This window comes from Pedobacter hiemivivus, from assembly GCF_004331685.1.
GTDB lineage: Bacteria > Bacteroidota > Bacteroidia > Sphingobacteriales > Sphingobacteriaceae > Pedobacter > Pedobacter hiemivivus.
In genome coordinates this window covers 1-21,632 of sequence record NZ_SJSM01000016.1, presented here as the reverse complement: position 1 = coordinate 21,632, position 21,632 = coordinate 1, and the positions used below count along the sequence as shown (strand labels likewise).

Genomic DNA, 21,632 nt, shown 5'->3' with positions numbered 1-21,632 from the left:
CTAAAAATATATTGGATTGCCTGTCCCTTGTCAACAAATTGCTAAAAACGCATCACATCTCTATCAGAATAAACCCTATCTGCTATAAACCGAGGCCGGTGGAATCTGCTCTGCGCCAGAGAACGCCTTAAGGTAAGCGGCTTTATATTCCGCCAACGCCTCAACTTTACGCAGGGCACTTAAACTTTGATACAGCCCCAGTAATGACCAGCCATTTCCTGGGTTTAGTTCCAGATCCATTTTGTAAACCTGCGCTGCATCCGCCGGTTTCCCCAACTTTAAAAGGTAGGCCCCTAAAAATTGTCTTGCAGGAAGTGGCCAATCCATCGGCTCAGCATAAATCATTTCATCTTCTATTTTTATGGCCTCATTGAGACTGCTAATACCGGCAGCATTCTTTCTCTGATCAAATAAAATAACGGCATTTAAAATGTTTTCTGCAATCTGCGCGCTTTGCAATGTCGTATTAAAAGGGATGCGCCTCTTTTTTAAAATGGGATCTGTCATTTTAGTACGCAACTGAACCAGCTGTTCTCTTGCCATATTCGGCTTGCCTGAATACACATATGCAAGTCCTTTGGCAAAATTATCCAATATCCCTGCATAGGTCCAGCGGGTATCGGGCTCAACAGCCTCTTTTAATAGCTCATCCCATTTACCAAGCCTTACCTGGGTAAAGAGTGGCATCATATACAAATATTGGGCATAAGTATCCTCGTAAATTGGCGCAACACTTTTTCTGCACTTTATGGCATCCTGCATTCCTTTAGTATACATTCCACCTGTCAGACCGCAAAAAGCCTGTACTGCAAAATAATGCGACGAATGTTTGTTAAGCGAAAGGTGCCTGGCCAGTGAATCATAACGCACAAGGCTCGCATCGGCCCTGTCATTTGCCGCTACGCCCAGCGCATAAAGGCCGTTTCTTTGGTATACATGGCTGGACATGTGAACCATGTGGGCTACGCCCGGAAAAAGATCTTTCAGCAGCTGCGCATTGGCCAGGGCAACCTCTGGCTTACGTGATGCTTCCGTTAAATGTATATAATAATGTAAAGCACCAGGATGTTTTGGGTTTTCCTGTAATAGAGTTTCACACAAATTTACCACTTCAGGTGTCCATTCTTTCGCCGATCCATCGTTGTTCCAGAACTCCCAGGGATGGATCAGCATCACTGCATCTATAAATAGCGCCTTAATGTCTGCATCCTCCGGGTATATGGACATGAGCCCTTTCATACCTTGTGCATACGCCGCGTTTAGATTCGTTTTTACAGTATCAGCATCTGAGGATGGATATCGGAGGCTCATCACCTTCAACAGGTCCCGCTCTTTTGCAGATGCTTTACCGGCAGATTGGTTCATCAGTTTTAAAACTTTTGATATATTTTTAGGAATGAGGTAAGTGTGGGCAGAATTATAGTAAGGCCCCATAGCCAATGCCTGACCCCAATAGATCATAGCGCAATTGGGATCAAATCTGGCTGCTTCTTTAAAGGAAGCCAGCGCTTCCTTCATATGGTAACTATAATACATAGTTAGCCCCTGATCAAAATAAACCTGCGCGCTGTCGCTAGTCGTCGATATTTGGTAAGAATAGTGTCCCCAGCCTGGCAGATGCATCATAAATTTACCGTTATCCGCTGTACCAATATTTTCTGTGGGAGATGATGAACCACATGTCGCTACAATTGCCTTGCTATAATCCAATGGATAGGAAGGCTTTTGGATATATTTATCGCCGCCAGAAAAAAAGAGACAGCATATAAAAAGCAGTTGTATTGTTTTCATAATATCGGCATCTTTTCTAACAGTGGAATGATATTCTCTAATGACTTTTTAAGCGTAGCTTCCATTTTTTTTTGACCTGATGATCCTAAAATAAAATCTGTAAGCCAATTTCGGGTTTTATAAACATCTATAATGAGTTTTGCTTTATTGTCTGCTATTTTTACCAGGGTGAAGTAAGTCACTTGATCTCCTTTTTCATCGGTTTCAGTAAATTCAACCTTGTCATCAGTATAGGAGTAGCTGCTGGAATAGTAAAGCATTTTTCCGTTATTTAATGTCCATATGCTTTGCATACCCACCCGTGGCAAGGAGTGATTAATTTCCTCTACTTTTTCTACACCTTCCCACCAGAGGTGACGGTATTCAAATGCACCTGCAATATGAAATAGGGTAATGATGTCAGTTTCGTATAAGCTGGAAGCACTGAGTATTTTTCTTTTATCAGAGAGGTTTAATGGGGGTAAAGGGTCATCATGTATTTCATTTTTTAACTCGCTCAGTTGTGTATAATGAAAGTGTATATCTCCTGATTCAGTCTGCTTTATACTGTCATTCCAATTCATCCATCCGGTAAAATCAGCCAAAGGGTGATTGTGCAGAAGGTCTTTGGTCACCAACCAATATTCATGTTGCGCTATGTCGTTCTTCAAAAGTTGGTGTGCAACGATAACATCCTTACCGATCAGCTTACTGAAATTCTTCACATGGTACTCCGTAAACTCACCATAATGTGTGATTACTTTTAAGGAAAGGTTGGCAGCGGAAATACAGGCCTTGCATTGGCAATACTTCCGTCGGTCATAAGCCATAAGATTTTTGTGAAATTGGCAAAACATCTTTTCCACCTGCTTATACAATTCTTTAAGCTGTGGTGGTTCGCCAAATTTGTAAAAAAGAATAGCGTCACCCTCTATTTCGGAAACTTCAAGTCCTATTTGATTTGCATTAATGAGCAATTCAAGCAATTCCTGTATGATCATCCGACTATGGTTAATTTCTGATTCTGTTACAAATCGACTGAAACCACTGATGTCAGGGATAAAAAGCAGACCTTTCGTTTCCATTTCATCTTAAAGTTACAAACAATAAACCATCAGCCAAACATCAGAATAGATTATTGGATCTGTTTTTAAAGATTCTGAAAACAGTTCGTAGTCATCGTTGTATTGTATGTCATTCATAAACAAAAATTAAAACGATGGAAAATTCAAATGTTAAGAATGCTGTGTTAGTACATGGCGCATTCGCTGATGGTTCTGGTTATAAAGCACTTTATAACGAATTGACAAAAAGAGGTTTCAATGTAATAGTTGTACAGAATCCATTGACCTCCCTGGAGGATGATGTGCTGGCTACACATGTTGCGCTTGATCGGATTGGGGGACCTGCTATTCTTGCTGGCCATTCCTGGGGTGGAGCTGTGATTACTGAGGCTGGTAATCATCCCAATGTGGCAGCACTCGTTTATATTGCGGCATTCCAGCCGGATAACGGAGAAACAGCTTTACAATGGCTGCAAAGTGCGCCACCAGCACCAGAAAACGGTGTTTTGCCACCAGATGAAAAGGGAATCGTTTACTATGATAAAGATAAGTACCATGAAGGTTTCTGTGCGGACATAGATGCCAGTGAAGCCGAATTTATGTGTGCGTCTCAGGGGGCTTTTTATGCAAAGGGCTTTGGAACCCCGATTACAAATGCTGCATGGAGATCTAAACCTTCCTATGGACTGATTGCAACTGAGGATAAGAGCATCAATCCGGATATTCAGAGAAACATGTACAGTCGTTCAAATACAATAGTAGAAGAGGTTCAAGGAAGCCATGTTATTTTCATGTCGCAACCCGAAATAGTTGCAGATATGATTGTCAGGGCAGCTGAAAGTGTATATGCATAGGATTTCCATGTTGGAAGTGGAAGAACTTTTAAATTTATAGAAATGAGCTTGGTATATTTAAAAGTTATTGGCTGTGGTGATGCATTTGGCAGCGGTGGTAGACTGAATACTTGTTTTTATGTGAAGACAGAAACAAGCAAGTTTTTGATCGACTGCGGAGCAAGTAGTTTGCCAGGACTAAAGCATCATGGAATCAATATCAATGATATTGATGCAATTGTCATCAGTCACTTCCATGGTGATCATTATGGTGGAGTGCCTTTTTTGCTTTTGGATGCGGCGATACATGGTAGAAAGAAAAAAATGCAAATCATCAGCCCTCCGGGGGGGAAGGATCGAATCAGTGCCTTGTTAGATTTGCTATACCCCGGAACTTCTGTGTTGGAAAAACTAAACGTAGATTTTCTGGAATATGCAGCAGATAAAGTGCTAAAGTTGGAACATTTTAACTTGAGGGCTCTTCCGGTGATTCATTCTGAAAAAGCTTTACCTCATGGGATTCGGATTGAAATCTCAGATAAGGTGATTGCTTATTCTGGGGATACATCTTGGACTAATACCCTACTGGCGTTAAGTGATAAAGCTGATGTATTTATTTGTGAATGTAATTTTTTCGGCACGCAGGCAAAGGGACATATGAATTATCTGGAATTGGAAATGCGGCTCCCTGAATTTTCTTGTAAACGGATGCTGTTGACTCACTTTGACCAAGAGATGCTGGAAAAGCTTGATCAACTAAAAGTAGGATATCTGAGCGATGGATTTGCATTGATGGTGTGATTATTTTAGAATAATTTATGTCGCGTTAACCCAGCATGATTGTCGTATCCACACAGCACTGACACTATATTAATTGACGAAATTTATATCTTAATAAAACATCAATATTATGAGAAAAATAACTGTTCTATCATTTATCACCTTGGATGGAGTGATGCAAGCACCCGGCGGACCTGAGGAAGATACATCTGGCGGTTTCAATTATGGCGGTTGGACTGCAGCCTATGCTGATGAAGTTTCTGGTCAACTCATGCAAAAACAGATGGAACCTGCAGATTTACTTCTTGGCAGAAAAACATTTGAAATCTTTGCGGGTTATTGGCCCGAACATGCCGACTATTGGCCAGGTGTAAATGAGGTTACAAAGTATGTTATATCCAATACCATGGAAAAGTCGGATTGGAAAAACAGCGTGTTCCTTACAAGCGTGGCAGACATAGAAAAACTCAAGAATTCAGAAGGGGCTGACCTTAAAGTCTGGGGTAGCAGTGAGCTCGTTCAGCTGCTATTGAAGCATGATCTGGTAGATGAATTTTGGCTCAATATTCACCCTGTGCTTCTTGGTAAAGGAAAAAGGTTGTTTAACAATGATGCGATTCCGGCAGCATTTAGTTTAGTGGAGAGCGTTGTTAGTCCAAGCGGAGTGATTATGGCCAATTACAAGCGGGCTGGTGAAGTTAAGACAGGTACTGTTGCGGCTTAAAACTTCAGTAATTCTTGTTATATTATTTGCAGAGAGCTACTGAAGGTTTGGGCTGCTGAGATGTTGTGCGCGCGTTGTTATTGCATTTACCGAGTAGGGTATAGATCAGGATAAATATAATAATGGTGGATAGGCAGCCGCCTCCCAATTTCTTGGCGCCCCATGCGGCGAAGACAGCTCTGAAAAATTTATTCATAATTGCATTTTTCTTTTTGTACGGATGAATTCAAAAAAAGTGGGATGATATAATTGTTTTGTTTATCAGCGACCTCTTTTGGGATAACAGTCGTAATCAACCCATTAAATTGTCGTTTCTGCACCCCCTTTGAAGCAATAAAGACTTTGATATTTGATATTAACATTAAATATTAAAAATGATGAGCAATACTAAGAAAGTAAAAGAGTTTATGTCTAAGCTTGAACACCCCTTGAAAGCCGAAATGGAAGCAGTCCGAGCAATCATTGTCAATGCAAATTCTAAAATAGAAGAAGACGTAAAGTGGGGAGGCCCGAGCTTTTTTTACAAAGAGGATCTGGCCACTTTCAACCCCAGGATTAAAAATTATGTGGCACTTATCTTTCACAAAGGAGAGTTACTTAATATAAAATCTGATTTCCTTGAAGAAGCCACGAAGGGAAAAGTTTATGCAAAGTTTTATTCCATGGAACAAGTAACCGCAAATAAAGAACTGATTGAAAAAATGGTGAATGCGTGGATTGAATTGATGGAGAAATAAGAGGCGGTAGTATTATATGCCCTATTCTTTTGAGCAGGGCATTTTTATTCAACGAATAAATCTATAACAAAGAGAATTTCTGTTGTTTTTATAGCTGACATTAGACAAAATCCCATATTTTTGAGTGTCGAATTACGAGAGTTTCATATGAGTAATTTAAAGTTAGCATTTCCTCCAATCGTAAATAAGAATAGCCGAATCCTTATTTTGGGAACTATGCCAGGTGAGAAATCCTTAAAGTTGCAGCAGTATTATGGGCATGCTGGCAATCATTTTTGGAAAATCATATTCACTCTTTTTGACCAACCATTTTCAAAGGATTATGAAATCAGGAAGCAGCTATTGCTTGACAATGGTATTGCGCTTTGGGATGTTTTAAAAACCTGCGAATGTAAGGGGAGCTCCGATAACAATATATTGAACGAGGAAGCGAATGACTTTCAGTTATTTTATAATTCGTATCCAGAAATAAAAACAGTATTCTTTGGAAGTCAGAAGGCAGAGGCGTTTTATAGTAGGTATGTTCTCAAATCTCCTAATAAATCATATTATACATTGCCTTCTCCAAGTAGCGCAAACACATGGAAAACATTTGAACAGAAGTTGGCCGACTGGAAATTAATCAAACATTCTTAATTAAATGATCCTTTGTATGGGCATGTTGAAAGGATTGCTTGATCACTGTAAAGTTTAAAGGGTTGGGCGGCTATAATGGCCTGTCTTTGGTTTAACGTGTAAGTTATAGAAAACTTAGTTTTTCCTCCTCCATATCCAGGTATCTCAAATGTTTTCTAATGATTTCTTCATCGAGTGTTTGCTCATTATTGTTCTTTTGAATCAACCATTCCCTTTGTTGATTTAATATGTCAAGGTAGACCAGTTTGCATTCTTCAGCCATAAGTTCATCATCTGTGATCCCTGCATTCTGTTCCCATTTACGGGCCATTTGTTGCAATACTGGTTGATTGCTTAATTGCACACTGTAATTAGTCTTTAAATGGGTTAAAGCGTGTGCAGCCAATTGTTTCCTGATGGTATGATAAACTTCCTCATCAGATAAAGTCTCATCAAGGTTAGGAAGTGGTATTTTTTTGATCAAATAAGGTAAGCTTAGTCCTTGAACCAATAAGGTCAATAGGATAACAATGAAGGTGATAAAAAGAATAAGGTTTCGCTGTGGAAATGCAGTGCCGTCTGGCAGATGTAGGGGGATGGATAATGCGGCAGCAAGGGATACCACGCCGCGCATGCCAGTCCATCCGATGATGAGTGGAACTTTGTAGCCAGGACTTCTGGCATCTGCTACAGTAATGAAGTTACGCGCAATAAGGGTGATTACTACAGCTCCATAAGCCGATATGATTCGTCCTACGATCAGTACAACTGTAATTAATACTCCGTAACCGATTGCCGATGATAGGTTTACACCTTCTAGTCCCGCCGTGATTTCAGGGAGGGCTAAACCGATCAGCATAAATACCAAGCCATTTAATACAAAACAAAGGCTTTGCCAGACATTCACACCACGTAATCGAGAGCTGCTGCTCAGAAAGTGATGCCTTTTATTTGATAACAATAACCCACCACTTACTACTGCCAATACACCGGAACTGTGCACTTCTTCTGCAGCGAGGTACATGATGTATGGCGTTACTATAGTCAACACAATATCCATATTGGCATCCGTAGGCAAGTATTTATGGGCTTTCATGAAAATCCAACCAACCACCAAGCCGATACCTATACCACCAATCAGCATCCAGCTAAAGCTTAGCGCGGCTTCAGACCAAACAAACTGACCTGTTGCCACTGCTATCAAGGCAAAACGGAAAATAATCAGCGAAGAAGCATCATTCAATAAGCTTTCGCCTTCTAATATCGACGATAATCTTTTGGGTACTTTTACAAATCTTAATATTGCGCCAGAGCTTACGGCGTCTGGTGGCGAAACGATACCGCCCAATAGAAAACCCAATACCAATGAAAAGCCTGGGATAAAATGATTGGCCACAAATGCGACCGACATGGCCGTAAGAAATACCACGACAAAGGCAAAACTGGCAATGATGCGACGCCAGCGCCACATCTCTTTCCAGGAAACTCCCCATGCTGCTTCATACAGTAATGGGGGTAAAAAGATAAAGAAGATAATTTCGGGGTCAATATGCATTGTCGGTATCCATGGAATAAAGCTGATAATTAACCCAGCTATGACTAGCAGTACAGGGTAGGCTACTTTTATTTTGTTGGCCAGCATGATTAGCAATACAATTGCTACAATCAAACTCAGGTAAAAAGGGAAGCTTTCTAGCATCAATCAGCGTTTATATCGTACAATTTACTTCGATTTTTTTAGAACTACAAGATTGCTACGGTTTTCCCTCCCTGGCAGTAATTGTAATGGGCCCTAAAATTAGAGTGATTTTAAATGGTACTGTGATTCTGGATGCTGATCTTACAGAAGCCAGAAAGAACGGTGTTGCCGATGGAAGAAACATCCTGGATTAATGCGTGAAACTGGTCATATTAGTTTCCATGGTCATGGTTCTGAAGTGCAGTTTAAAAACATCAGGGTCAAAGATCTGAGCAAAAAGAGGCATGGAAGAGTGGAGTGATTCCCTCTTCCTGGAAAGTTTAAAGGGCTGGACGGCTATAATGGCCGCTGTCTTTGATTTCTCCGGTTTCATCTAAATAGATATCTACGAAAGTATCTCCCTCGAGATAAGTTTCATAAGGAGTATCTTTTGAGGCTTGCATTTGCTGAAGCATTGGGATTAACTGCTGGCGAGCCTTTTCTTGTTTTTCTCTTACTTGTTCAGCTTCCAGTTCGCTGAGGACACTCTTGCTTAGCTCTGACAAACTGTACCAGCTGCTGGCCAATTCGTTTAATTTTTGATTGATGTTTAGCATTTATTTATAATTACTTGCCTGAAACGCTTTTAGTATGTTTCGCCAACTCTATATAAACAACCCCTGATCATTAGTGTTTTAAATTTTTCAATTAACCAATTTTGACGGAATAGCTATATAGCCTACAGGGTAATTACCATAAACGTGAATATATCTGGCATAAAGGCTAGGATGTCTAATGCAAGGGCTAATTGCTATACGCTTTCTTTTCTTTCCGCTAAGAAGGGCTACCCCATATTTTATATAGGCCTTTACTGGATCTGCATTACCATGCATGCCACCCAAAATACCATTATTAATTCTTGCCATAGCTTCGTTTTTTTCTAATGTATGCACTAAGATGCTGATTGACAATTTGCATGCTTTTAGCTAATTGTACTTTGAGGTAATTTAATTCACGCTGTATTAAGGGATGTTACGCGGCTGTTAAGCGGACACTACTCGAATCCACCCAAGTAATGTCCGGGTAATGTCCGGGTAAATAGGGGTTGCTGACTGCTTGGTTGTGATTAACTGAAAAGAAATTTTTAGTGTGAAATTCTTTAGCTGTAACATTCTAGTTATGTAATAGAAAGTCTGTTTTAGTTAACAATTGTTGACTATTTTGATTTATTTTGATGTTTTTGTGTAAATCACCTAAATGTAAACTAGCGCAATATCTCATGAAATAATTCAAGAACTTTGCTACTCATCTATAGTCAGAGATGCTGGTTATAGAGGTGTGATGTTCGATTTTGTGGATAACAAAATGATTGGACTGATTTATTTATCCCTGTTTTTTGTGGATATTTGAAACAAATGAATTTTGAAAACAATTTGGCATTCGCTCAGGCGCTAGATCAGGCTGATCCAATTCGCGATTTAAGACAAGATTTTTTATTCCCTCAACAAAATGGAAAACCATTTATTTACCTATGTGGTAATTCTTTAGGACTTCAACCTAAAGCTGCACGTGAGGTTTTAGATGAACAGTTAAACAATTGGCAGAATTTTGCCGTAGAAGGTTGGTTTGAAGGTGAGACTCCCTGGATGTTTTATCATAAGGAGCTTAAAAAACTGATGGCACCTATTGTTGGGGCTAGCGCGGCTGAAGTTTGTCCGATGAATACATTAACTGTCAATCTTCATTTATTGATGGTTAGCTTTTACAGACCAACTGCAAGTAGATTTAAGATCATTATGGAAGCTGGAGCTTTTCCTTCGGATCAATATGCAATAGAAAGCCAAGTTCGTTTTCATGGTTTCGATCCAGCTACTGCAATTATCGAGGTAGCCCCGAGGGAAGGTGAGTATACCTTGAGGATAGAAGACATAACAGCTGCAATTACCGAAAGTGGCGATGAAATTGCATTGGTATTGTTTGGTGGTGTAAACTACTTTACTGGGCAATGGTTCGATATGGAGGCTATAACAAAAGCTGGACATGCTGCGGGAGCAGTTGTAGGTTTTGATTTGGCGCATGCAGCAGGGAATGTTCCTTTACAATTGCACGATTGGGGTATTGATTTCGCATGCTGGTGTTCCTATAAGTATCAAAACTCAGGACCAGGTGGTATAAGTGGAATCTTTGTACATGAAAAGCATTTTTCCGATACCACACTGAACCGCTTTGCAGGTTGGTGGGGATATCAGGAGCAGCAACGTTTTAAAATGGAAAAGGGTTTTGTGCCCGAAGCTGGTGCGGATGGGTGGCAGGTAAGTTGCACGCAGGTAATGCCGATGGCATTGTACTACGCTTCGCTTCAGAGTTTTAAAAAAGCAGGCTTTATTGCGCCTTTAAGAAATAAAAGTAAAACTTTAACTAGCTATTTATTTATCATTATAAATGAAGTGAATAAGGCGTTAGGAGAGGAGCAGTATAAGATCATTACGCCATTAACTCAAGCAGATCGTGGTGCTCAGGTTTCTATCATCGCAAAGCAAAAAGGAAATGAGGTTTTTGAACAGTTGATAGTGAATAATGTACTTGGTGATTGGCGGGAACCTAATGTGATCAGGTTAAGCCCTGTTCCTTTGTATAATTCTTATGAAGATGTTTTTACAACAGGAACTTTGCTGCTGGATATAAGTAAAAAGTTACTGAAATAGTTAAAGCCTAAAGCGTATTTTAGTATTAGAAAAGGAACAGTAATATGATAAATTATAATCCAAAAGATTGGATAACTTTTATATTTCATGTACATAAAGCAGATACCATCCGCGCATTATGGCCTTTGATGCTCAGTGTGGCAGTATTTTCCGGTGTTATTGCCTTTTTGGAGCTTAACTATTTAAAGTTGGCGGAGACGATATATGTTAAAAATATTGGGATGATGCATAACCTCCTGGGTTTTGTGATATCTATGCTGTTGGTGTTTAGAACCAATACATCGTACGATAGATGGTGGGAAGGTCGCAGGCTTTTAGGTGGACTAACGAATGTAAGCCGCAATTTTGCGATTAAAATAAAATCATTAAAGCTAAAACAAAATCATGTAGAGTTTTTTGATTACGCCATTCCAAAGTACGCGTTTGCATTGCAAGAGCATTTAAGGGAAAAACAGTATTTTGGTAAAAATAGCCTTTTAATCGAAGTTGATGGGGGTAAACATATTCCAAATCAGGTGGCTGCAAGCATATCATCCAGAGTTTTTGAACTACAAGTTAGTGGCGAAATTACCAACGAGCAACTTATCATATTGAATGCGGATGTTCAGCAGTTTACTGAGATATGTGGCGGCTGTGAGCGTATTAAAAACACGCCGATTCCATATTCGTACAGTGCTTTTATAAAGAAATTCATCTTCATTTATGTGATTACACTCCCTTTTGGCTGGGTGTTTAGTCTTGGGTATTTTGTGATTCCTATTGTTCCTTTCATATTGTATGTGCTAGCCAGTTTAGAGTTGATTGCTGAAGAGATAGAGAATCCTTTTGGCGAAGACGCTAATGACTTGCCTGTTAACGAAATTTGCAACAATATAGAAAAGCATGTTGGGGAGATCTTGAAATAAGATGGTTAAGATCGCGTGGCATCCATCGTATGCGCATCCTTTACCCGAAGGACATCGTTTTCCAATGGTTAAGTATGAGTTGATTCCTGAACAGTTATTGCATGAGGGCATAATTACCGAAAGTAACCTGTTTGCACCGGAGCCTTTAGCCGAAGATGTGGTTTTGTTATCACACCAAAAGGGATATTGGGATCAGTTAAAAGACTTGACGCTACCTGCAAAGGAGCAAAGAAGGATTGGCTTTCCTTTAAATAGCCAATTGGTTGAACGAGAGGTCAGGATAGCTCGGGGGACGATTGATGGAGCTTTGTATGCAATGCAGTATGGTATAGCATTTAATGTGGCTGGTGGTACACATCATGCAGGGAGTAACTGGGGTGAAGGCTTTTGTCTGTTGAATGATCAAGCTATTGCTGCTAATTACTTGTTGAATAATGGTTTGGCTAGGCGGATATTGATTATAGATTTAGATGTTCATCAAGGTAATGGAACTGCTGAGATCTTTTATAATGAAGATCGGGTATTTACGTTTTCAATGCATGGGGATAAGAACTTTCCATTTAGAAAAGAAGTTTCTGACCTGGATATTGCTTTGGAAGATGGCATTAGCGACGAGGTGTTTTTAGAAAAATTAAGTAAGGCACTTCCTATGCTTTTGGCGCATAACCCTGATTTTGTATTCTATTTGTCGGGAGTTGACGTGTTGGAAAGCGATAAGCTAGGAAAGTTGGCTTTGAGTAAAGCGGGCTGTAAAGAAAGAGATAGGATGGTGTTGCAATTTTGCAAAGACAACCAATTGCCTGTTCAGGTAAGTATGGGTGGTGGTTATTCGCCAAACATAAAGGATATTGTTGATGCACATTGTAATACATTTAAGATTGGTTTAGATATTTTTGAATAATTATGAAGATTGTTATTGCAGAGAAACCTTCCGTGGGGCGTGAGTTGGCTAAGGTTTTCGGTGCTACAACTAAAAAGGATGGGTATATTGAAGGAAAAGGTTATTCTTTTACCTGGGCATTTGGGCATTTGCTGCAATTGGCGCCCCCTCAGGATTACGGGTTTATTGGCTGGCGAAGACAGCATTTACCGATGTTACCCAAGAAATTTAAACTGGCTATCCGGAAAATAAAAACTAAGGATGGTATGGTTGAAGATCCTGGTGTACGAAAACAACTTGATATCATTAAAAAGTTATTTGATGAAGCTGAAGAGATTATAGTGGCGACGGATGCCGGGCGGGAAGGTGAACTGATTTTTCGCTACATCTATTATTTTTTGAAATGTAAAAAGCCCTTTCGAAGACTTTGGATTTCTTCGCAAACTGATGAGGCTATTAAAGAAGGGTTTAGGAACTTAAAACCGGGTACTGATTACGATACTTTGTTTAATTCTGCACATTGCCGTTCTGAGTCGGACTGGTTGGTTGGTATGAATGCTACACAAGCATTGAGTATCTCGGCGGGAAATAGATCAGTTTTGTCGCTAGGAAGGGTTCAGACACCAACATTGGCTATGATTTGCTCCCGCTATCTTGAAATTAAGAACTTTGTACCACAGTTGTATTACCAGCTGGCTATTCAGTTAGATAAGGATGGACAGCTGTTTAGAGCCATGTCTGTAAATAATTTCGATAAAAAGGAGGATGCAGAGGAGCTGCTGGCTAAAATTGAGGATGTTGCATCTGGCTTTAGTAATGGCGGTAAGATTTTAAGTGTTGAAGCTAAACCCCGAAAAGAACCCCCTCCATTGTTGCACGATTTAAGTAGTCTGCAGCAAGAAGCAAATAAGCGTAAAGGCTTTACGGCTGATCAGACCTTGAATTTACTACAAGGCTTGTATGAAAGTAAGCTGGTTACTTATCCACGTACAGGTAGTAGGTATATTGGTGATGATGTGTATGCAGGTGTTCCTAATCTGATTGATAAACTGAAAGTACATAAGGATTTTGGTAAGCAAGCAGAGTTCTTGTTGACTATTCCATTGAATAAGCGAAGCGTAAATGCGAAGAAGGTGACGGATCACCATGCTATTTTACCTACAGGTGAATCACCGTATCAATTAAGTGGTGATAAACAGGCTGTTTATGATATGGTAGTTGGACGGATGCTTGAGGCTTTTCACCAGGAATGTGTGAAAGAAATCACTAAAATGTCTGTCGAATCGGGTTCTTTGTTTGTAGCAAATGGTACTGTAATTCGCTCTGCGGGATGGCGTTCTGTTTTCAATGAAACAGATGATGAGAAGAAAGATGAAGATAACCCCGCTTTACCTAAAGTGAAAAAGGGAGAGGAATTACCGATTACCAATAAGGCCTTGTTAGAAAAGCAAACTAAGCCGAAAGCGATGTACAACGAAGCTTCGTTGTTAAAGGCGCTGGAGACTTCGGGTAAGGATATTGAGGATGAAGAGTTAAGGTATGCAATGAAGGATAGTGGTTTGGGTACACCTGCAACCAGAGCCTCCATTATTGAAACTTTGATTAACAGGGAGTATATTTCGAGGGAAAAGCGTAACCTGGTGCCTACAGCGAAAGGATTGGCGGTATATGATGTGGTGAAAGACCAGAAAATAGCACAGGCTGAACTGACTGGACAATGGGAAAAGCGTTTAGAAGAAATACGTACGGGAGCTTCAGTGGTAGATTTTAAAGCGGAAATTGCAGATTATACTAAGACCATTACCAACGAACTTTTGCTTGCTGGAAATACATTGGCAGCAAAGCTAGCACCACCCCCACAAGAACCCACAAAGGTTGATTAATAGTAAATGAAAAAGTATATGTATTCCATTTTTGTTGTTGTAATTGTTCTAGCTATAGTTGTCATATGGGTGTTTAATTTACCAGTATTTGGTAAAGCTCCGGAGGGTGCTCGTTTGGAACGATTGAAGAAACTGCCTAATTTTAAAGCAGACGGAACGCTAGATAATTTGTCGCCCACCCCAATGAAACCTGATGATGTAAGTTATTGGGACATGATTGTAGCGATGGTAAGAGGAAATGAACAGCGCACACCTAAAGATGCACTTCCTCATCTTACGCCTGATTTTTCGGAAACAACTAAAACTAAATTGATTTGGTTTGGTCATTCTTCGTATTATTTGCAGATGGATGGGATTAAGATCTTGGTAGATCCTGTATTCAGTGAACGTACTTCACCGATATCCTTTATTGGTTCAAAAAATTATAAAGGAACAGATTTTATTAAGGTTGAGGATTTTCCTGCTTTGGATATCGTTTTGATTACCCATGATCATTATGACCACCTGGATTATCAAAGCGTTTTAAAATTGAAAGATAAAACTGAGGTTTTTATTACTTCCTTAGGAGTAGGAGCGCATCTGGAACATTGGGGAATACCTGCTGACAAAATAATGGAGCTGGCTTGGGGCGAGGAATCCCTTGCTAGTGGTTTAAAATTTACTGCTGCACCTGCACGTCATTTTACCGGAAGGCTATTTAAGCGAAATCAAACTTTATGGTCGGCATTTATATTACAGGGTGCAAAGCATAAGCTGTATTTGGGTGGCGATTCAGGATACGATACACATTTTAAACAAACTGGGGAACAGCATGGGCCTTTTGATTTGGCTATATTGGAATGTGGACAGTACAATGCTTACTGGCCATTGATTCACATGTTTCCTGAGCAAACTGTTCAGGCTGCTAAAGACTTAAAAGCAGAAGTGTTACTTCCAGTGCACTGGGGTAAATTTACTCTGGCTATGCATAATTGGAATGAGCCAGTGATAAGGGCAGTAAAGAAGGCTAAAGAAGAAAATTTTAAAATAACAACCCCTATATTGGGTGAAGCCGTTATTTTAGATGAAAATTACCCGTCAAAAGAATGGTGGCTGGATAAATAGAGGGTAGAGGTTAAACAATATGGCTTTCAAGGTGTTGTTTTAGTAGATTGATCTTAGTGTTATGAAAACAGATTTTATAGAAATATTTCAGACCATCAGAGCAGTATTGCAACCTTATGCTACTTTAGGCTTTAATAACAGGATCAATAGTGAGACTACTTATGATTTGTGGAGTGATATAGAAGTGACTATTGATGGTAAAAAAAGGAATGAAGTATATTTTGCAGCAGTTATGATACATAAGGGGCATGTTGGGCTTTATTATATGCCGGTATATGCAGAGCCAGAGATGAAACAGATATTTGATCCTGCACTTTTGAAGCTGTTAAAAGGTAAATCTTGTTTTCATATCAAAAAATTGGACGAACCGCTTTTAGCTCATATTGAGGATGCATTGGCAGAGGGATATAGATTATATAAGGAAAAGGGTTGGGTATAAGGTTTGGTTGGAAAAATGTGGTGCTTACCACACTTCAGGATGTTGGTATTGACGTAAGGCCTGTTGAACATGAGAAATATGATCTGCTGCTGTGTAATGACAAGGTAGTCCTTAATTTAATAGCTCTTGATAACAATTATAGCCCGGTAGAATTGATCGAACTGCAGTCTGCCTATCAGCTTAAAAACATAACTTTATTGCAATTGTGGGAAGATGTTTGGTTAGCCAGACAGGAACAGCTATTGGGAAGAATTAAGTCTGTTCTGGGCTTAAATAAGCGATTACATGGACGCAAAGGCGAGATTATAGTGATCAACCAAAAGGAAGCAGATGATTTTTTGAATCGCAATCATATTCAGGAATCCGCCAGAGCTAAATATAAATTCGCTTTACAGATGGATGGGCAAATAGTAGCAGTTGCTTGTTTTAGTAATATTAGATTGATGAAAAGGATTGCTCCAGATTATAAGTCAGTAGAGTTGATTCGCTTTGCAACGCTTATAGGGTATACGGTTACAGGCGGATTTACGAAACTATTGAAGCATTTTATTAAAATGGTAGCGCCTAATGATGTCATGAGTTACGCTGATCGTGACTGGTCGCTGGGCAATGCTTATGCGCAATCAGGGTTTAAATTGGTTAATGTAACACCACCAGCACAAATATGGTTGCATAAAACTGACCTTCAAAGGTATTTTTCTCATCGATTGCCGGTTGCTGCGCCGGAGGTTTTAAGTGAATATCTATCCATCTTTAATACAGGAAATCTTAAGTATATATTATACTTGGCATGATTTTTTTAAATGATGATAATGGATAAGAAGCCGCTTCTTGTAATACTGGGGCCGACTGCGTCTGGTAAAACTAAGCTAGCTGTCAATATGTCTAATGCTTTGAACGGTGAAATTATTAGTGCCGATAGTAGGCAAGTATTTGAAGGAATGGATATTGGGACTGGGAAAGATCTTGATGAATATGTCATTAATGGTATAAAAATTCCTTATCATTTGATTGATATTAAAAAAGCAGGGGAGAGCTATAACGTAAATGAGTTTAAGGAAGATTTTTATGATGCTTTTAAAACGATAACTGACAAAAATGCACTTCCTATATTGTGCGGTGGAACTGGTATGTATATTCATAGCATTTTACAGAACCATGAGTACACGGCTATTCCGCAAAACGCTACGTTAAGGGGAAGCTTAGAGGAACTCGATATCGCTGAGCTCCGGAATTCTTTGTCAAAATATTCTCATGAATTTACTGCTCATGCTGATTTGTCCTCCAAAAAAAGATTAATCAGAGCAATTGAAGTTTCTTCTTATTTAACAGAGAATACGCTTGAAAAAATAGAAAGACCAGATTTTAATTCTTGTATTATTGGCTTAGCTTCTGATGTTAATTTGCGTAGAAAAAGGATTCTTAATAGATTAGATTTAAGGCTTAGTCAGGGCTTAATTGAAGAAGTTGAGGGATTAATCAATAGCGGAGTTCCTAAGGAGATGCTTACGTTCTATGGTCTTGAATATAAGTTTGTTGTTTCCTATCTGTCTGCTGAGATTGATTATCAGATGTTGAAGGAAAAACTAGGTATTGCGATATGTCAGTTTGCAAAACGGCAGATGACTTTTTTCAGGAAAATGGAAAAGGATGGCGTAGAAATAAACTGGATAGATTCGGATAATACGGATGAGCTAACCGCTCAGTCTTTATCATTGTATGATAAACATTTCAATCGCAATGATTAATTATTAAGAGAAAATTTATTCCGTTTAATGGTTTCAATTTTGTGAGTTATAAAAGCGACATTATAATAATGGCATGTCTTTTGTAAAAGGAGTCGGTAATAAATAATTTTTAACTCGAGGACTAAGTAATTTATCGAATTGAAACTCTTATTTATGTAGACGTATATATTATATAATTGAAATTAAAAAAAGAATGAAAAAAGTTACAAAAGTTTTGGCAATCGCAGCAGGTTTATTTATGTTAACAGCAACAGCATCTCAAGCACAAACAAGAGAAAAGGCTAAAGGTGTTCGTTTTGGTTTAGGTATTAGCGGTGGTGTTACGACTAAAGAATCTCCGTTTAAATATGGTTTAGGTGCTGATTTAGGTTTCCAATTTGACTTAACTAGAGAATTAGCAATTACTGCAACAGGTGGTTATACTACATTAAAAGCAGATGACAATCAAGGTGCTGATTACAACTTTATCCCGGTAAAAGCTGGTGTGAAAGTATTCCCTCAAATTGGTGGTTTATATTTATCAACTGAAGCAGGTGCTGGATTTGGAATCAAAGAAGGTTCTAAAACTGCTTTCCTCTACTCAGGTGGTCTAGGTTATGCATGTGCAAATGGTTTTGATCTTGGTGTAAGATATGAAGGTTACACTCAAAAAGAATCTTCTTCTACTTATAGACCACAAAACGGTCAATTCGCTTTACGTTTAGCTTATAGCTTTAAATTATAATATATAATTTAATTTATTAGTAAGAAAGCCGCTGATTTTCAGTGGCTTTCTTACTTTAGGTATAATGTTAACATATATGGCATGCCATTTGAGAGATTGTAAATGAAACAGGATTAACCTGTAATATTAATTAAATAATAAGGAAACAATAAAATGAATAGAACTACTAAATTTTTAGTTTCAGCAGCAGCTGTTGTAGCTTTGTTTTTCACGACTAATGTAAATGCCCAATCGGGTGATTCTAAAGCAACGCGCTTAGGCGTGGGGCTTAATGTTGGTGTGCCAACATCAAAAGGCTATAGTCTTGCAATAGGAGGTGATTTACGTTTGCAAAAAGATTTCAGTTCAAATATTTCTGGAATGTTATCCGCAGGTTATACTAATTTTTCATTAAAAGACAGTTACGGAGGTGGTAGTTTTGGAATGGTTCCTGTTAAAGCGGGTGCTAAAGTTTTCTTCGCGGAGAGCGCCTATTTTTCAGGAGAGCTTGGGGCAGGCTTTGGTACGGAGTCGGGAGCTGGTACAGCCTTTTTGTGGGCTCCAGGAATTGGTTATGGATTCGACAACGGATTAGACTTAGGTTTACGCTATGAAGGTGCCGAATTTAAAGGCGCTTCTTTAGGTCAGGTTGCATTACGTATTGCTTATGGATTTAAATTATAAGTAGTTTTATAGTAAATTGTTAAAAGCTCCTGATTTTTTCAGGAGCTTTTTTATTTATTTAAAATTAAAATGCTATTTTAACCAAAAAAACGAAACATGAGAAAATATCTGGCAGTAATGCTGATTACAGGGGTAGTTTCTTGCACAAATACAGATCAAAAAGTAGCAGGGAATTCAGACACCACGTCAAAAGCCGTCGAGATAGGCACAGCAGGCGTGGAATTAAAAGACACTAAAGTTCAGGCCATTTACAATGGTTATATCGCTTTGAAGGATGCGTTAGTTAGCACAAAATTTGAAGATGCACAAAAAACAGCATCAGTACTTAAAACAGATCTTGCCAATTACAAAGGATGTGAAAGTACTTCGTTAATTGCTGATAAAATTGCCACTGCAAAAGATATTAAAACCCAACGGAAAGAATTTACTTCATTAAGTCAAGATGTAATTGCGTTGTTTAAACACGCAGATGTCGTGAAAGGTTCCATTTTTGTTCAGCATTGCCCTATGGCTAATAATGGAGATGGTGGCGATTGGCTTTCTGGAGAGCAGAAAATACAGAATCCATATTATGGGGATGAAATGATGGAATGTGGTCGAGTTTTGGAAGAAATCAAATCAGCTAAGTAATTTTTAAGATTCTTACTTGGTTTTGACCCACATTTAATAATAATTTAACAGCTTTGTTATAGTAAGCTGAAAGCTAATCGGAATGGATTAGTTAAGTTTGTTTTTATAAATTTAAGAATATATATGTCAGATATTGCAGAAATTAAGATTGATGGAAAAGTGTACGAGTTCCCCGTTATCACAGGTACCGAAGGGGAAAAGGCTATTGATATTTCTAAGCTAAGAGATTTAACAGGTCACATCACTTTAGATTTTGGATACAAGAATACGGGCTCTACAAAGAGTGCAATAACCTTTTTAGATGGTGAACTAGGTATTTTAAAATACCGAGGATATCCGATTGAAGAACTGGCAGAAAAATCTACATTCCTGGAAGTAGCTTACTTATTGATCTATGGCGATTTGCCTACACAGGATCAGTTAGGGAACTTTCAGTCACAGATTAGCAGACATACGCTGATCCATGAGGATATGAAAAAGTTTTTGGATGGTTATCCTTCAAAATCGCATCCAATGGCTCAATTGTCTTCATTGGTTTGTTCTTTGTCGACATTCTACCCAGAGTCATTGAATGCAAATTCATCTCCTGAAACAATGGATCTGACAATGATCAAATTATTGGCAAAGTTTCCAACTATCGTTTCTTTCATTTATAAAAAATCTTTAGGTCATCCACTTATTTACCCTAAAAACAAATTCGATTACGTAAGTAACTTCCTGAACATGATCTTTGGTCAGCGTACTGAAGAGATTGAAATTGATCCAGTAGTAGTTAGTGCAATGAATACTTTGCTGATCTTACATGCTGATCACGAACAGAATTGCTCTGCTTCTACAGTAAGAATGGTTGGTTCTTCAGACTGTAATTTATACGCTTCTGTATCTGCTGGAATTGATGCCTTATGGGGGCCGTTACATGGTGGTGCAAACCAAGCTGTAATTGAAATGCTTGAATTGATTAAAGAAGACGGTGGTGACACTGAAAAATGGATTAATAAAGCTAAAGATAAAAACGATCCTTTCCGTATGATGGGCTTTGGTCACAGGGTTTACAAGAACTTTGATCCAAGAGCTAAGATCATTAAAAAGGCTTGTGATGATATTTTAGAGAAACTAGGAATCAATGACCCAGTTTTAGAAATCGCTAAGAAACTTGAAGAAGCAGCATTGAATGATCCATATTTTGTTCAACGTAAACTTTATCCAAACGTAGATTTTTACTCAGGCATCATTTACAGAGCATTAGGTTTCCCAACTGATATGTTTACTGTATTGTTTGCTTTAGGTCGTTTACCAGGATGGATTGCACAATGGAAAGAAATGCACGAAAACAAAGAACCAATTGGTCGTCCACGTCAAATTTATGTAGGTCATACCGATAGAAAATTTGTACCGATAAAAGACAGATAAGATTAGCTTAATCATAAAAAAAAGGGGGCTGTATCATGATACGAGGGCACTGAAAAAGTCCTTTTAAATATTTGGAGTCCAAAAAGAGCAGAAGAACTATGGTTATCTGCTCTTTTTTTGTACCTTAAAAGTAGGTTTTAAAAGGTGCCCAATGTTAGCTCATCAACAAAAGATTCAATTCAGTGCCTACTCAGGATTGTATGATTTGATCATTCCCAAAGACAATTTACTTCGAAAGATCAACGATCTAATAGACTTCAGTTTCATTTATGATGAACTGCTCGAGAAGTACTGCCACACCAATGGACGTACTGCGGAGAGTCCGATCCGTATGTTTAAG

At 38.8% G+C, this 21,632-nt stretch carries 22 protein-coding genes and 1 pseudogene; 18 read left to right on the top strand and 5 right to left on the bottom strand.

Annotated features, from left to right (window positions below; genetic code table 11):
- Positions 1-75: 75 nt before the first annotated feature.
- The gene (locus EZ444_RS19865; protein ID WP_131610899.1) at positions 76-1,791 is read right to left on the bottom strand and encodes a hypothetical protein; all 1,716 of its coding nucleotides are present in this window, start codon (positions 1,789-1,791) and stop codon (positions 76-78) included.
- Positions 1,788-2,855: a DUF2652 domain-containing protein gene (locus EZ444_RS19860; RefSeq protein ID WP_131610898.1), complete on the bottom strand. Its 1,068-nt coding sequence runs from the start codon at positions 2,853-2,855 to the stop codon at positions 1,788-1,790. Before EZ444_RS19860 ends, EZ444_RS19865 begins: the two co-directional genes overlap by 4 nt.
- A gap of 134 nt (positions 2,856-2,989) precedes the next feature.
- Between EZ444_RS19860 and EZ444_RS19855 the strand changes: the two genes are divergently transcribed.
- The 5 genes from EZ444_RS19855 to EZ444_RS19835 all read left to right on the top strand — a co-directional run bounded on the left by EZ444_RS19855 (position 2,990) and on the right by EZ444_RS19835 (position 6,544).
- Positions 2,990-3,688, top strand: coding sequence for an alpha/beta hydrolase (locus tag EZ444_RS19855; protein WP_131610896.1), 699 nt, complete (start codon positions 2,990-2,992; stop codon positions 3,686-3,688).
- A gap of 42 nt (positions 3,689-3,730) precedes the next feature.
- Positions 3,731-4,468 carry an MBL fold metallo-hydrolase gene (locus tag EZ444_RS19850; protein WP_131610895.1) on the top strand — a complete coding sequence of 246 codons (738 nt, stop codon included), beginning with the start codon at positions 3,731-3,733 and terminating at the stop codon, positions 4,466-4,468.
- 109 nt (positions 4,469-4,577) lie between these two features.
- Positions 4,578-5,171: a dihydrofolate reductase family protein gene (locus tag EZ444_RS19845; RefSeq protein WP_131610894.1), complete on the top strand. Its 594-nt coding sequence runs from the start codon at positions 4,578-4,580 to the stop codon at positions 5,169-5,171.
- Between the two features lie 374 nt (positions 5,172-5,545).
- Positions 5,546-5,908 (top strand): DUF1801 domain-containing protein, encoded by a 363-nt coding sequence (locus EZ444_RS19840; RefSeq protein WP_225874779.1) that lies wholly within the window; start codon positions 5,546-5,548, stop codon positions 5,906-5,908.
- A 147-nt stretch (positions 5,909-6,055) separates the two neighbouring features.
- On the top strand, positions 6,056-6,544 hold the full coding sequence (locus EZ444_RS19835) for a DNA-deoxyinosine glycosylase (protein ID WP_131610893.1): 489 nt from the start codon (positions 6,056-6,058) through the stop codon (positions 6,542-6,544).
- Between the two features lie 103 nt (positions 6,545-6,647).
- On the opposite strand, the gene EZ444_RS19830 is transcribed toward EZ444_RS19835, so the two are convergent.
- The 3 genes from EZ444_RS19830 to EZ444_RS19815 form a co-directional block, all read right to left on the bottom strand.
- The gene (locus tag EZ444_RS19830) at positions 6,648-8,222 is read right to left on the bottom strand and encodes a Na+/H+ antiporter (RefSeq protein ID WP_131610892.1); all 1,575 of its coding nucleotides are present in this window, start codon (positions 8,220-8,222) and stop codon (positions 6,648-6,650) included.
- Between the two features lie 320 nt (positions 8,223-8,542).
- The gene (locus tag EZ444_RS19820) at positions 8,543-8,818 is read right to left on the bottom strand and encodes a hypothetical protein (protein WP_131610891.1); all 276 of its coding nucleotides are present in this window, start codon (positions 8,816-8,818) and stop codon (positions 8,543-8,545) included.
- 87 nt (positions 8,819-8,905) lie between these two features.
- Complete coding sequence (locus EZ444_RS19815; RefSeq protein WP_131610890.1) at positions 8,906-9,127, bottom strand: hypothetical protein; 222 nt, start codon at positions 9,125-9,127, stop codon at positions 8,906-8,908.
- A gap of 489 nt (positions 9,128-9,616) precedes the next feature.
- On the opposite strand from EZ444_RS19815, the gene kynU reads away from it, so the two are divergent.
- The 13 genes and pseudogenes from kynU to EZ444_RS19750 all read left to right on the top strand — a co-directional run.
- The gene (gene kynU, locus EZ444_RS19810; protein WP_131610889.1) at positions 9,617-10,906 is read left to right on the top strand and encodes a kynureninase; all 1,290 of its coding nucleotides are present in this window, start codon (positions 9,617-9,619) and stop codon (positions 10,904-10,906) included.
- A 44-nt stretch (positions 10,907-10,950) separates the two neighbouring features.
- Positions 10,951-11,811, top strand: coding sequence for a bestrophin family protein (locus tag EZ444_RS19805; RefSeq protein WP_131610888.1), 861 nt, complete (start codon positions 10,951-10,953; stop codon positions 11,809-11,811).
- Position 11,812: 1 nt separating this feature from the next.
- Positions 11,813-12,712: a histone deacetylase family protein gene (locus EZ444_RS19800; RefSeq protein ID WP_131610887.1), complete on the top strand. Its 900-nt coding sequence runs from the start codon at positions 11,813-11,815 to the stop codon at positions 12,710-12,712.
- 2 nt (positions 12,713-12,714) lie between these two features.
- Positions 12,715-14,574 (top strand): DNA topoisomerase III, encoded by a 1,860-nt coding sequence (gene topB, locus EZ444_RS19795; protein WP_131610886.1) that lies wholly within the window; start codon positions 12,715-12,717, stop codon positions 14,572-14,574.
- A 6-nt stretch (positions 14,575-14,580) separates the two neighbouring features.
- On the top strand, positions 14,581-15,678 hold the full coding sequence (locus EZ444_RS19790) for an MBL fold metallo-hydrolase (protein WP_131610885.1): 1,098 nt from the start codon (positions 14,581-14,583) through the stop codon (positions 15,676-15,678).
- A 61-nt stretch (positions 15,679-15,739) separates the two neighbouring features.
- Positions 15,740-16,117 carry a DUF1801 domain-containing protein gene (locus EZ444_RS19785; RefSeq protein WP_131610884.1) on the top strand — a complete coding sequence of 126 codons (378 nt, stop codon included), beginning with the start codon at positions 15,740-15,742 and terminating at the stop codon, positions 16,115-16,117.
- Complete coding sequence (locus EZ444_RS19780; protein ID WP_131610883.1) at positions 16,108-16,911, top strand: hypothetical protein; 804 nt, start codon at positions 16,108-16,110, stop codon at positions 16,909-16,911. The genes EZ444_RS19785 and EZ444_RS19780 overlap by 10 nt, the downstream gene beginning before the upstream one ends.
- Positions 16,912-16,929: 18 nt before the next feature.
- Entirely contained in the window at positions 16,930-17,865 is a 936-nt protein-coding gene (gene miaA, locus EZ444_RS19775) for a tRNA (adenosine(37)-N6)-dimethylallyltransferase MiaA (RefSeq protein WP_131610882.1), read from the top strand.
- A gap of 193 nt (positions 17,866-18,058) precedes the next feature.
- Positions 18,059-18,589 carry an outer membrane beta-barrel protein gene (locus EZ444_RS19770; protein WP_131610881.1) on the top strand — a complete coding sequence of 177 codons (531 nt, stop codon included), beginning with the start codon at positions 18,059-18,061 and terminating at the stop codon, positions 18,587-18,589.
- A gap of 153 nt (positions 18,590-18,742) precedes the next feature.
- A complete protein-coding gene (locus EZ444_RS19765) occupies positions 18,743-19,252 on the top strand; it encodes a hypothetical protein (protein WP_131610880.1) in 510 nt (169 codons plus the stop codon).
- 96 nt (positions 19,253-19,348) lie between these two features.
- Positions 19,349-19,882: a DUF3347 domain-containing protein gene (locus EZ444_RS19760; RefSeq protein WP_131610879.1), complete on the top strand. Its 534-nt coding sequence runs from the start codon at positions 19,349-19,351 to the stop codon at positions 19,880-19,882.
- Positions 19,883-20,005: 123 nt separating this feature from the next.
- Positions 20,006-21,292 carry a citrate synthase gene (locus EZ444_RS19755; RefSeq protein WP_131610878.1) on the top strand — a complete coding sequence of 429 codons (1,287 nt, stop codon included), beginning with the start codon at positions 20,006-20,008 and terminating at the stop codon, positions 21,290-21,292.
- A gap of 151 nt (positions 21,293-21,443) precedes the next feature.
- Positions 21,444-21,632 (top strand): annotated as a pseudogene (locus tag EZ444_RS19750) (IS5/IS1182 family transposase); the annotation flags it as partial.